The organism is Rhodococcus sp. NPDC003318 (assembly GCF_042879035.1).
Lineage (GTDB): Bacteria > Actinomycetota > Actinomycetes > Mycobacteriales > Mycobacteriaceae > Rhodococcus_G.
Genome location: NZ_JBIAOU010000001.1, coordinates 826,986 through 838,441, shown reverse-complemented (window position 1 = coordinate 838,441; position 11,456 = coordinate 826,986). Strand labels below are relative to the sequence as shown.

Genomic DNA, 11,456 nt, shown 5'->3' with positions numbered 1-11,456 from the left:
GCAGGGGGAGTGTTCGAGCTGGGGGAGGGTCAGGCGCCCCAGGACGACTGGGTTCCGCCGACCCGTTCCGCGGCGACCTTCTCGGCGTAACCGGACGCGGCGAACGCGGCCATCGGGTCGGCGGGCAGGCCACGCTCGGACCGGCGCGCGGCGAGTGCGGGACGGACGTCGGTGTAGAACGCGTCCATGAAGATGCCGTTGGCGCCCAGCACATCTCCCGCCTCCTGGGCGGCTGTGAGGGCGTCGACGTCGACCAGCAGCGCCCGGGCCGTCATCTCCTGCACGTTGAGGACCGAGCGGATTTGACCCGGAATCTTGTCCTCGACGTTGTGGCACTGGTCGAGCATCAGCGCGACCGTCGAGTCCGCGTCCAGTCCGCCGCCGCGGATGACCTCGAACATGATCCGGAACAGCTGGAACGGGTCCGCGGCCCCGACGATCATGTCGTCGTCGGCGTAGAAGCGGGAGTTGAAGTCGAAGGAACCGAGTTTCCCGAGCCGCAGCAGCTGCGCGACGATGAATTCGATGTTGGTGCCCGGCGCGTGGTGGCCGGTGTCCAGGCAGACCACGGCGCGTTCACCCAGGGCGGTGACCTGCGCGTACGACGTGCCCCAGTCCGGAACGTCGGTCATGTAGGTCGCGGGCTCGAAGAACTTGTACTCGAGGACGAGCCGCTGGTCGTCGCCGATGTGCTGGTAGATCGTCGCGAGCGACTCGGCGAGACGGTCCTGCCGTCCGCGGATGTCGCCCTGGCCGGGGTAGTTGGTGCCGTCGGCGAGCCAGATCTTCAGATCACGCGACCCGGTCAGGTTCATGATCTCGATGCAGGCCAGGTGGTGGTCGATCGCCTTCTGCCGCACCGCCTTGTCGGTGTGCGTCAGGCTGCCGAACTTGTAGTCGTCGTCCTGGAAGGTGTTGGAGTTGATCGTGCCGAGGCGGACACCGAGGTCTGCGGCGAGCTCACCGAGCGCGGAGTAGTCGTCGACGCGATCCCACGGAATGTGCAGGGCGACGGTGGGAGCCAGGCCGGTCAACCGGTGCACGGTGGCGGCGTCGGCGATCTTCTCCTCGACGGTCCGGGGAGTGCCGGGTGTCCCGAAGACCTTGAATCGGGTGCCCGAGTTGCCGAACGCCCAGGAGGGGAGCTCGATGGCGAGGTTGTCCAGGAGGGGGTTGTCGAGGGAGGTCATGGAAGGTCCTTCGGTGACGCGGTGCAAGCCGGGTTCGGATGTCAGGCGGTGGTCGGCGCCGTGGCGCGGGCCTGGGTGGGGAGTTCGGTGACGGGTGCCGCGGGGCTGCCGGATGCGTCGACCGGTGCGCCGTAACGCTCGACCTCGATCTCCTGCAGCGTCTTTCCTCGGGTGTTCGGAGCCCAGATCGCGCCGATGACGAGGGCGACGGTGAGCAGCCCGATCAGCAGTGAACCGACGACCGGCAGGCCGGTGGCCGCCAGCAGGGTCGGGAAGAAGTAGCTGAGCAGACCGGTCGCGGTGCGCACCACGAAGAACATCACGCCCTGCGCGCTGGCCCGGTACGGAGTCGCGAATAGCTCGCTCGCCCACAGGCTGTAGAAGGCCTGGGCGCCGATACCGCTCGACACGCCCCAGAGGACCGCGAAGACCAGCATCGTGGTCACGCCGCCGTCGGTGAAGGCCACCAGCACGAACCAGCCGACGATGCCGAGCGCGGCGCCGACCACGTACAGCAGGCGCTGCGACATCCGGTCGGCGTACCGCATGAAGCCGAAGTACGTCGCCGCCACGGTGCAGCCCCACACCAGCACCTGCAGCAGATTCTGTTGCACCGCGCTGTGCAGTCCGGCGGTCTCGTAGACACGCGGCATGAAGATGCCCGCCTGACCCGCGACGGTGTTCCAGAACAGGTAGATGCCGCCGAGGAAGAGCAGGGCGGTGATGTTCACCCGGCGGGAGAAGAGCCCTCGCAGGCCCCGCGCACCGACGCTCGACGCGAGCTCACGCGATTCCCGTAGGCCCTCGTCCGTCCAGATCTTCGACTCCTGCAGTCCCTGCCGGATCCACCAGACGACGGCTGCCACGACGAACAGGTGCAGGAAGATGATGCGCGAGCCCAGCAGTTCGAGCGGTGCCAGCGCCGCGGCGAGGGCGAATCCGATCAGTGGTCCGATCGACCACGCGAGCTGCGCGGTGCCGACATGCTTGGCGCGTTCGTGGGTGGGGGCCTGTTCGGCGATGTAGGTCCACGACGCGGGCACGCCCGCACCGACGGCGATGCCCGTGACGACGAACGCGACGAGCAGCATCGTGAAGTTCACCGCGAACGCGGCGAGCAACACACCGGCCATGTACGCGAGGAGGTCGTAGGTGTAGATCGCCTTGCGGCCGAACCGGTCACACAGCGGGCCGCCGACGGCAGCGCCGATCGCGGCGCCGAAAGCGTTGGCGCTCAGGGCGGCCAGGAGTCCGACCGCGAAGTTGCTGATGCCGAACTCGTCCTGCCAGAAGGCGAGACTGGTGGCGATCGCGATGATCGAACCGGCTTCGATGTAGTTCGACATGGCGACCGAGATTGTCGCCTTCCACCCGGTCGTGGAGCGTGCTCCTACTTTCATGGCGTGGTCCTCGTGGCTCTCGGTTCTCAGGATAGAGGGAAGGGGATGCGCTCAGTCGAGGTGGAAGTACTCGGTGAGCTGGCTGCGGACGGTGTCGGGATTCGCGCCGGAGTCGCCGTCGGGCGACAGGAAGTACTCGGACATCCGGTCCTGCCACTGCGTGTTGATCGCGGTCTTCGACATCTCGGACGTCGCGCGCTCGAAGTCGTCGGTCTCCAGGTAGCCGACGACGAGGCCGTCCTCGGGGCGCAGGAACAGCGAGTAGTTGCGCCACCCGGTCGCGCGCAGCGCGTCGAGCATCTCGGGCCACACCACGGTGTGCGCGTCCAGGTAGTCGTCGACCCGGTCCGGCTTCAGCCGCATCAGGAAGCACACGCGCTCGGTGGTGGTCATCTGTGGCCCCTCAGCTGATTGAAACGTTTCAATGCGTGATTGCAGCCACAGTAAGGCAGGAGGGTGACTCGGTCAAGAGGCATGAATTCGGCCCCGGACGGAGGACCGTCCGGGGCCGTGGGGTGCGACGTGGTGGGACTACCCGAACTGCGGGCAGATGTGGTCGAGCGCGGCGGCGTACATCTGCCGGGCGTCGTCGTTGTCGTCGCCGCGAGTCATCATCGCCACGTACCCGGACCAGTCGGACCAGGCACCGGTCGCTTCCGCCGACGGCCGGAGCTGCTCGTAGGTGTCGCAGAAGGTGTGGCCGGCGGCGGCCAGGAACGCCCGCTGGGTGCGCACCTCGGGGAGGTTGATGCCGTCCGGTGTCGTCGCGGCGTCCCAGCGTGCGGCGCCGCACACGGCCTCCGCGAAGGCGGCGTCGCCGCCGTCCGGCACTGCCGCGAACACCCCACCGGCCTCCACCCGCGCGACCTGTGCGGCGCGCGACTCCTCGAACTGCGCGGCCAGCTTCCGGTACGCGTCGTCGGGCTCGCCTGCCGGCTGCGGTCGCAGCACGTCCACCAGTTCTTCGGCGGTGGCGTTCGGCAGGCCCGCGTCGACGCACCGCTCAGCGGAGGACTCGCCGGCCGCGGTCTCCGCGGCGGACGAGGACGAGCAGGCGGTCGCGGCGGCGACGGCGACGAGCAGAACGGCGGGGGCGAAACGGCGAGCGAGATTCATGATCCTCCGATGGAGCCGGGTGCGACCGAAGGAGTATGCCAGCCACTGCGGGGTGCCCGGAGCGGATCGTCGTCGACGGTCCCCGGCTGCCGGCGCGTATCGTTAGGTAAACCTAATAATTTGGAGGTTCACACATGGCGCGACAGACGCGACCGACCGCCGCGTTGACGGTGCAGCGCACCGAACGACTCACCCCGCACCTGGTCCGGGTGTACTTCGGAGGCTCCGGCTTCGACGACTTCGTGCCGAACGGGCACACCGACGCCTACGTCAAGCTCGAGTTCGGAACAGACGCAGAACCCGTGCTGCGGACCTACACGGTCCGCCGGATCGACGACGAGAACCGGGAGATCGCAATCGATTTCGTCGTCCACGGCGACGAGGGCGTCGCGGGGCGCTGGGCCGCCTCCGCGCAGGCGGGCGAACAGCTCCGGCTGCGGGGCCCCGGAGGCGCGTACGCGCCGCGTGCCGACGCGGACTGGCACCTGCTCGCCGGCGACGAGTCCGCCGTCCCCGCCATCGCCGCCGCGCTGGAGGCACTCCCGATGGGCGCGCGCGCCCAGGTCTTCATCGAGGTCGCAGGCCCCGAGGACGAGGTCGAGCTGCGCACCGACGCGGACGTCACCATCACCTGGATCCACCGCGGCGGCGGCGCGAACGAGGTCGGCGACGAGCTGGCCGGCGAGAACGCACTGCTCATCCCCGCAGTCAAGGCCGCGCAGTGGTGGGACGGACAGCCGCACGTCTTCATCCACGGTGAGGCGCAGACGGTGATGCACGGGTTGCGCCCCTACATCCGCAAGGAACGCGGCGTCACCGCCGAATGGGCGTCGATTTCCGGGTACTGGCGCCGAGGCCGCACCGAGGAGGGCTTCCGGGTGTGGAAGTCCGACCTCGCCGCCGCCGAACGCGGTTAGTCAGGGCACGTCTCCCGATTCCCTTGTCGGCGCTCCTGGTGCCCGATCGCCGCCCCGCTGCGTTGTCGTCGGCCGCCGCGGTGTCGGCTTCTCCTCCGCGCAGGAGCGGAGCCCGCGGCGCGACTCCTGGGGCTTGTCGGCCGACGATTGTGCTGCCAGGAGCATCCGAGAGGAATTGGGAGACAGCCCTCGGTCCGGAAGAACGGGCGTCGCCGACTGCGGGTGGTTCAACCCGATCCCCGGTCAGGCCTCCGCCGGCGCCGGCGCCTCGTCGGCGAAGGTCTCGGCGGAGGTGTCGGCGCGCCCCGGCCGCGTCAGGGTGAACAGAGCCAGCACCGCGATCGCCGCACACACCAGGATGCTGGTGGCCATCCCGGTGGCCGCGCCCCCGACCAGCGGCGAGACCACGGCCGCCAATCCGAACTGGCCGGCACCCATCAACGCCGATCCGGTGCCCGCGGCGTTCGGCACCTCCGACTGCCCGAGCGCGGTCGCATTGCCCATGATGAAGCCGATCGCGGTGGTCACGGCGAACAGCAGGGGCAGCACCACGGCGCGGTGCGTACCGCCGACCGTCACCTCCAGCGTCAGCGCGACACCCGCGACGAGCAGCAGCAGCACACCGAACGACAGCAGCTGCCGCGCGTGGAACCGTCCGATCAGGCGGGTGTTGACGATGCTGCCCAGCACGATGCCGATCGAGTTGACCCCGAACACGATCGAGAACTGGCCGGGCGTCAGGCCCAACACGTCCTGCACCACGAACGGGGACGCCGAGATGTACGAGAACAACGCGCCGAACCCGAACATGAACGTCAGGGCGTACCCGACGAAACGGCGGTTGCCGACGACGTACCGCACGTTGTGGGCGAGCGCGCCGAGGCCGCCGGTGTGCCTGCGCTCGGGTTCGAGCGTTTCGGGGATCAGTGCGAGAACACCGAGCACCATCACGACGCCCGCGCCCGCGAGCACCCAGAAGATGCCGCGCCACCCGATCGGACCGAGAAGTGCGCCACCGGCCAACGGAGCCAGGACCGGGGCGACACCACCGATGATCATCATGATCGAGAACAACTTCGCCGCGACGTCGCCCTTCGCGCGATCGGCGATCACCGCGCGCGCCAGCACGATCGCCGCGCCGCCGCTGAAGCCCTGCAGCAGCCGCGCCGCGATCAGGACGCCGGCGGACGGCGCGATCGCGCACAGCAGGCCGCTGATCGCGAACAGGACGGTGCCCCCGAGCAGCAAGGTGCGGCGACCCCACCCGTCGGACAACGGACCCACGATCAACTGCCCGACACCGAGACCCGCCATGAAAGTGGTCAGCGTCAACTGCACGGTCGAGGTCGACGTCGACAGGTCGTCGCCCAGAGCGGGCAACCCCGGCAGGTACATGTCGGTCGCCAGCGGGGCGATCGCGGACAGCAGTGCCAGGGTCAACAACATCGGAATCGGTATCGCTCGGGTCACATAGGAGACCCAGCGGCGCGTGTGCTTGCTTTATTCCCCGACCACGGCAATCTTGTGGTCCATGACCACCGGGGAACGGGGCCGCGAACCCGACGAGTTGCCCGCACGACTGGCCGAACTGCTGGACGTCTACGCCGACCACCTGCGACTCGAACGCGGCCGATCCGAGCACACCGTCCGCGCCTATCTCGGTGACGTGCGCTCCCTCCTGACCCACCTGGCGGCCACCGATTCCGATGCGCGTCTCGAGGACCTCGACCTGGCGATGCTGCGCGCCTGGCTGTCCGGGCAGGCGGCCGCCGGAGTCGCCCGGACCACCCTGGCCAGGCGGACCGCCGCGGCACGCACCTTCACCGGATGGCTGACCCGGACCAAGCGCATACCCCGCGACCCCGGAGTCCGGCTCGCGTCCCCGAAGACGCACCGCACGCTGCCCGCCGTGCTGCGGCAGGGGCAGGCCGAGGAGGCGATGCGCGCGGCGGAGTCGGGCGCCGCGCAACTCGACCCGGTCGCGGTCCGGGACCGGTTGATCGTGGAGTTGCTGTACGCCAGCGGAATCCGGGTCGGTGAGCTGTGTGGCCTCGACCTCGGCGACGTCGACCACGACCGTCGCGTCGTCCGCGTGGTCGGCAAGGGGGACAAGCAGCGGTCGGTGCCGTTCGGCGCTCCCGCCGCCGAAGCCCTCGACGGGTGGCTGCGTGTGGGACGCCCGGCGCTGGCCACCTCGCAGTCCGGGAACGCGCTGCTGCTCGGCAAACGCGGCCGCCGACTCGACCAACGGCAGGCCCGCACCGTCGTGCACGAGGTACTCGAGGCCGTACCCGGTGCACCCAGCCTCGGCCCGCACGGCCTGCGGCACTCCGCGGCCACCCACCTGCTCGAGGGCGGCGCCGATCTGCGCGTGGTCCAGGAACTGCTCGGTCACAACAGCCTCGCGACGACCCAGCTGTACACGCACGTCTCCGTGGCCCGCCTCCGCGCCGTCCACGACCAGGCGCACCCGCGCGCCTGACACCCCGCCTGGCGGCGTGGTGAGCGGGCCTGACACCTCTTCCTGTGCCTCGACCGAGCAACGGCTTCAGACGCATCGGGCCCGACCGGACCAGCGCCAGCGGGTCGAGGTACTCGTCGCGTCCGCGGCGCACGCCCCAGTGCAGGCACGCGGCCGCGCATCCGGCGTGGCCGGGTTCGAGCACGCCGAGTGCGGTCCCGCGGGCGACCCGCCGACCGGCCCGCACCAGTGCCCGCACCGGCTCGTACGTCGTGCGCAGCCCGCCCGGATGATCGACCGAGACGACGGGTTTGCCCGCGACCACACCGGCGAACACCACCACTCCGTCCCCGGCCGAGAGGACCGGCTGGCCAGCGGATCCGGCCAGGTCCACACCGCGGTGTCCGGGCAGCCAGTCCCGCTCCGGCGGATCGAACGCGGCGACCACGGCCGGTCGCGGCCGCAGCGGCCACCCGAAGTCGGCGGCCACGGCCACCGGCGGGTCGACGAGAAGCAGTAGGACACACAGTCCGAGCACGGCGCACAGTCGCATGCGTCCACGGTCGGTCCCGGCGAGCCGTCACGGAACCCCGTCGACCCCGTCTGGGGACAACTTCGGAAACGATCCCCAGGTCGGGCAGGCCGGTTAGGACCTGCGATCGCGACCCCGTACACTCGACACGCGGTCTGTGTTCGCGCAGTCCGACTTCGCGCGCCCGCGCACTGAAGAGCAGCCCTCGGCTGGTCCTGCATCCGTGCAGGTCCGAGGGCTGGTGGGCGCCAGGGCAGGGGTCACCCGATCGCCTGCGTCAACCGCTATGAAAGTAAGAGGTACACAGCCATGGCTGTCGTGACCATGAAGCAGATGCTCGACAGTGGTACCCACTTCGGGCATCAGACCCGTCGCTGGAACCCGAAGATGAAGCGGTTCATCCTCACGGACCGCAACGGCATCTACATCATCGACCTCCAGCAGACCCTCACGTACATCGACAAGGCGTACGAGTTCGTCAAGGAGACCGTTGCCCACGGCGGCACCATCCTGTTCGTCGGCACCAAGAAGCAGGCGCAGGAGTCCATCGCCGAAGAGGCGACCCGCGTCGGCATGCCCTACGTCAACCAGCGCTGGCTCGGCGGCATGCTCACCAACTTCACCACCGTTCACAAGCGTCTCCTGCGTCTGAAGGACCTCGAGGCGATGGAGCAGACCGGTGGCTTCGAGGGTCGCACCAAGAAGGAAATCCTCATGCTCACGCGTGAGATGACCAAGCTCGACCGCACCCTCGGCGGCATCCGGGACATGGCCAAGGTTCCGTCGGCCATCTGGGTCGTCGACACCAACAAGGAGCACCTCGCGGTCTCCGAGGCTCGCAAGCTGAACATCCCGGTCATCGCGATCCTGGACACCAACTGCGACCCCGACCTCGTCGACTACCCGATCCCGGGCAACGACGACGCCATCCGCTCCGCCGCGCTGCTGACCAAGGTCGTCGCCTCCGCCGTCGCCGAGGGCCTGCAGGCCCGCGCCGGCCGCAACGCCGCCGACGACAGCAAGCCCGAGGCAGGCGCCGAGCCGCTCGCCGAGTGGGAGCAGGAGCTGCTCTCGCAGGCCGCTCCGGCCGCCGACGCCGAGGCTGCCCCCGCCGAGGCCGCCCCAGAGGCCCCGCAGGCCTAGTCGATCCGGCCCCGACCTCGAAGGGTCGGGGCCGTTTCACTTCCGCACCCGAATCTCATCCAAGGAGGCTCGCCCCCGATGGCGAACTACACCGCCGCTGACGTCAAGCGGCTTCGTGAGCTCACCGGCTCCGGAATGATGGACTGCAAGAACGCGCTCGCCGAGACCGACGGTGACTTCGACAAGGCCGTCGAGCTGCTCCGCATCAAGGGCGCCAAGGACGTCGGCAAGCGCGCCGAGCGTTCCACCGCCGAGGGCCTGGTCGTCGCCAAGGACGGCGTCATGATCGAGCTCAACGCCGAGACCGACTTCGTCGCCAAGAACGCCGAGTTCCAGGGCCTGGCCGACAAGATCGTCACCGCCGCTGCCGCCGCGAAGCCCGCCGACCTCGAGGCCCTCAAGGCCCTCGACGTCGACGGCAAGACGGTCGACGCGCTGGTCCAGGAGCTGTCCGCCAAGATCGGCGAGAAGCTCGAGCTGCGCCGCGTCGTGTCCTTCGACGGCGCGGTCGCCACCTACCTGCACAAGCGTGCCTCGGACCTGCCGCCGGCCGTCGGCGTCCTGGTCGAGTACACCGGTGAGGGCGACGCGGCGGCCGAGGCCGCTCGCAGTGCCGCCATGCAGGTCGCCGCGCTCAAGGCGAAGTACCTGACCCGCGACGAGGTCCCCACGGACATCGTCGAGAACGAGCGTCGCATCGCCGAGCAGACCGCGAAGGAGGAGGGCAAGCCGGAGGCCGCTCTCCCGAAGATCGTCGAAGGCCGCGTCAACGGTTACTTCAAGGACGTCGTGCTGACCGAGCAGTCCTCGGTCACCGACTCGAAGAAGACCGTCAAGGCCCTGCTCGACGAGGCCGGCGTGACCCTGGTCCGCTTCGCGCGGTTCGAGGTCGGCGCCAGCTAGTCGCAGGCGGTCGCAGTACGAGCGGCCCCGTCACCCTCGCGGTGACGGGGCCGTCGTCGTCCGCTCACAGGTCCGGCAAGCCGAAGTCGAGGTTGGGGGTCTGCAGACCACCGTCGACCTCGAGCACCTTGCCCGTCAGGTACGACCCGGCGGGAGAGCACAGGTACAGCACGGCCGCCGACGCGTCCTCCGGGTCGCCGATCCGGTGCAGGGGAGTCGCGTCCTCCATCGCCGACTTGATCGTCTCGTTCTGAGCCACCACGTCGAGTGCCGACGTCAGCACCGAGCCGAGCGAGACGCAGTTGACGCGGATCCGCGGCGACAGGTCGGCCGCGGCCAGCCGGGTGTAGTGGGCGACGGCCGCCTTCGCGGTGCCGTAGGCGGCGTATCCGCGACCGCCGACCCGGCCGACGACGGACGACACGTTCACGATCGCGCCACCGCCCGCCGTTCCGAGAATGTGCGGCACCGCCGCCCGCACGAGCGCGTGCGCCGTCGAGACGTTGAAGTGGAACGCCTCCTCGAGCTGCCGGGTGCCGGTCTGCAGCAGCGGGGTCGGCAACGCACCGCCGACGTTGTTGACGACGATGTCGAGCCGGCCGAACGCCTCCACCGCCGCGTCGGCGAGCGTGGCGACGGCGTCGAGGTCGGCGAGATCGGCGGCGACCACGTGCGCCCGCCGACCGACCCCGCGAACCCGTTCGGCGACCTCCTCGAGCTGTTCGGCCGTCCGCGCCGCGAGCAGCACGTCGGCGCCCGCCTCGGCGAGTGCGACGGCCGACGCCGCCCCCACACCGCGGCCCGCGCCCGTGACCACCGCCACCTGATCCGTCACCCGGAACCGGTCCAGAATCATTGGTTCTCCCTTCTCGCGCCGAAAACCTGGCCACGCCGGGCGCAGCCTACGGCCCCGGGCGTCGCGCGCGGGCCAGGATGAGGCAGGATGAAGAGGTCATCTGTGGCTGTACCGCCGTCGGTGGCCGATTCATGCTGGTCGCACCGCCCGACGCGACCCGAGACGAAGGAGAGCCATGACCGAATCCGCCACGATCGACAACTCGCCCCGACGCGACGGCTTCAAGCGCGTCCTGCTCAAACTCGGCGGCGAAATGTTCGGTGGCGGCGAGGTCGGGCTCGATCCGGATGTCGTGCAGACCGTCGCCCGTCAGATCAAGGCCGTCGCCGACTCCGGCGTCCAGGTCGCGGTCGTGATCGGTGGCGGCAACTTCTTCCGCGGCGCGGAGCTGCAGCAGCGCGGCATGGACCGCGCCCGGTCCGATTACATGGGCATGCTCGGCACCGTGATGAACTGCCTTGCGCTGCAGGACTTCCTGGAGAAGGAAGGCGTCGACACCCGCGTGCAGACCGCGATCACCATGGGTCAGGTCGCCGAGCCGTACCTGCCGCTGCGCGCCCGCCGCCACCTCGAGAAGGGGCGCGTCGTCATCTTCGGTGCGGGCATGGGCATGCCGTACTTCTCCACCGACACCACCGCTGCGCAGCGGGCACTCGAGATCGGCGCCGAGGTCGTGCTGATGGCCAAGGCCGTCGACGGCGTCTACACCGCCGATCCGCGGATCGACCCCACGGCCACCATGTACACCGAGATCAGCCACCGCGAGGTCATCGAGCAGGGTCTCAAGGTCGCCGACGCGACCGCGTTCAGTCTCTGTATGGACAACCAGATGCCGATCATGGTGTTCAACCTGCTCACCGAGGGCAACATCGCACGCGCGGTGTCCGGTGAGAAGATCGGAACCCTGGTGAGATCATGACCAGCGGCAACACGACCGG

11 protein-coding genes and 1 pseudogene are annotated in these 11,456 nt (G+C 69.5%); 5 read left to right on the top strand and 7 right to left on the bottom strand.

Going from position 1 to position 11,456, the window contains the following annotated elements; genetic code table 11:
* Positions 1-29: 29 nt before the first annotated feature.
* The 4 genes from rhaI to ACFYVR_RS03705 form a co-directional block, all read right to left on the bottom strand.
* Positions 30-1,190, bottom strand: coding sequence for an L-rhamnose isomerase (gene rhaI / locus ACFYVR_RS03720; RefSeq protein WP_387469720.1), 1,161 nt, complete (start codon positions 1,188-1,190; stop codon positions 30-32).
* A 41-nt stretch (positions 1,191-1,231) separates the two neighbouring features.
* Positions 1,232-2,590, bottom strand: coding sequence for an MFS transporter (locus ACFYVR_RS03715; protein ID WP_387469718.1), 1,359 nt, complete (start codon positions 2,588-2,590; stop codon positions 1,232-1,234).
* Positions 2,591-2,641: 51 nt separating this feature from the next.
* On the bottom strand, positions 2,642-2,983 hold the full coding sequence (locus tag ACFYVR_RS03710) for an L-rhamnose mutarotase (protein WP_387469717.1): 342 nt from the start codon (positions 2,981-2,983) through the stop codon (positions 2,642-2,644).
* A gap of 138 nt (positions 2,984-3,121) precedes the next feature.
* On the bottom strand, positions 3,122-3,706 hold the full coding sequence (locus tag ACFYVR_RS03705) for a hypothetical protein (protein WP_387469715.1): 585 nt from the start codon (positions 3,704-3,706) through the stop codon (positions 3,122-3,124).
* A gap of 134 nt (positions 3,707-3,840) precedes the next feature.
* On the opposite strand from ACFYVR_RS03705, the gene ACFYVR_RS03700 reads away from it, so the two are divergent.
* Complete coding sequence (locus ACFYVR_RS03700; RefSeq protein WP_387469713.1) at positions 3,841-4,623, top strand: siderophore-interacting protein; 783 nt, start codon at positions 3,841-3,843, stop codon at positions 4,621-4,623.
* A 243-nt stretch (positions 4,624-4,866) separates the two neighbouring features.
* Here the strand turns inward: ACFYVR_RS03700 and ACFYVR_RS03695 are convergent, their stop codons facing one another.
* Complete coding sequence (locus ACFYVR_RS03695; RefSeq protein WP_387469711.1) at positions 4,867-6,069, bottom strand: multidrug effflux MFS transporter; 1,203 nt, start codon at positions 6,067-6,069, stop codon at positions 4,867-4,869.
* 85 nt (positions 6,070-6,154) lie between these two features.
* On the opposite strand from ACFYVR_RS03695, the gene ACFYVR_RS03690 reads away from it, so the two are divergent.
* Entirely contained in the window at positions 6,155-7,105 is a 951-nt protein-coding gene (locus ACFYVR_RS03690; protein ID WP_387469709.1) for a tyrosine recombinase XerC, read from the top strand.
* 52 nt (positions 7,106-7,157) lie between these two features.
* Here ACFYVR_RS03690 and ACFYVR_RS03685 read toward each other — a convergent pair.
* Positions 7,158-7,637 (bottom strand): annotated as a pseudogene (locus ACFYVR_RS03685) (M23 family metallopeptidase); the annotation flags it as partial.
* 288 nt (positions 7,638-7,925) lie between these two features.
* On the opposite strand from ACFYVR_RS03685, the gene rpsB reads away from it, so the two are divergent.
* Together rpsB and tsf are read left to right on the top strand one after the other, a co-directional pair.
* Entirely contained in the window at positions 7,926-8,759 is an 834-nt protein-coding gene (gene rpsB, locus ACFYVR_RS03680; protein WP_387469707.1) for a 30S ribosomal protein S2, read from the top strand.
* Between the two features lie 78 nt (positions 8,760-8,837).
* Entirely contained in the window at positions 8,838-9,662 is an 825-nt protein-coding gene (tsf, locus tag ACFYVR_RS03675; protein WP_387469705.1) for a translation elongation factor Ts, read from the top strand.
* Between the two features lie 64 nt (positions 9,663-9,726).
* Here the strand turns inward: tsf and ACFYVR_RS03670 are convergent, their stop codons facing one another.
* On the bottom strand, positions 9,727-10,518 hold the full coding sequence (locus ACFYVR_RS03670; RefSeq protein ID WP_387469703.1) for an SDR family oxidoreductase: 792 nt from the start codon (positions 10,516-10,518) through the stop codon (positions 9,727-9,729).
* 175 nt (positions 10,519-10,693) lie between these two features.
* On the opposite strand from ACFYVR_RS03670, the gene pyrH reads away from it, so the two are divergent.
* The gene (pyrH, locus tag ACFYVR_RS03665; protein WP_387469701.1) at positions 10,694-11,437 is read left to right on the top strand and encodes a UMP kinase; all 744 of its coding nucleotides are present in this window, start codon (positions 10,694-10,696) and stop codon (positions 11,435-11,437) included.
* Positions 11,438-11,456 lie beyond the last annotated feature (19 nt).

Bases quoted from the DNA above. Each gene is read 5' to 3' on its own strand.
- rhaI (WP_387469720.1), bottom strand. From the start codon at position 1,190: ATGACCTCCCTCGACAACCCCCTCCTGGACAACCTCGCCATCGAGCTC.
- ACFYVR_RS03715 (WP_387469718.1), bottom strand. From the start codon at position 2,590: ATGAAAGTAGGAGCACGCTCCACGACCGGGTGGAAGGCGACAATCTCG.
- ACFYVR_RS03710 (WP_387469717.1), bottom strand. From the start codon at position 2,983: ATGACCACCACCGAGCGCGTGTGCTTCCTGATGCGGCTGAAGCCGGAC.
- ACFYVR_RS03705 (WP_387469715.1), bottom strand. From the start codon at position 3,706: ATGAATCTCGCTCGCCGTTTCGCCCCCGCCGTTCTGCTCGTCGCCGTC.
- ACFYVR_RS03700 (WP_387469713.1), top strand. From the start codon at position 3,841: ATGGCGCGACAGACGCGACCGACCGCCGCGTTGACGGTGCAGCGCACC.
- ACFYVR_RS03695 (WP_387469711.1), bottom strand. From the start codon at position 6,069: ATGTTGTTGACCCTGGCACTGCTGTCCGCGATCGCCCCGCTGGCGACC.
- ACFYVR_RS03690 (WP_387469709.1), top strand. From the start codon at position 6,155: ATGACCACCGGGGAACGGGGCCGCGAACCCGACGAGTTGCCCGCACGA.
- rpsB (WP_387469707.1), top strand. From the start codon at position 7,926: ATGGCTGTCGTGACCATGAAGCAGATGCTCGACAGTGGTACCCACTTC.
- tsf (WP_387469705.1), top strand. From the start codon at position 8,838: ATGGCGAACTACACCGCCGCTGACGTCAAGCGGCTTCGTGAGCTCACC.
- ACFYVR_RS03670 (WP_387469703.1), bottom strand. From the start codon at position 10,518: ATGATTCTGGACCGGTTCCGGGTGACGGATCAGGTGGCGGTGGTCACG.
- pyrH (WP_387469701.1), top strand. From the start codon at position 10,694: ATGACCGAATCCGCCACGATCGACAACTCGCCCCGACGCGACGGCTTC.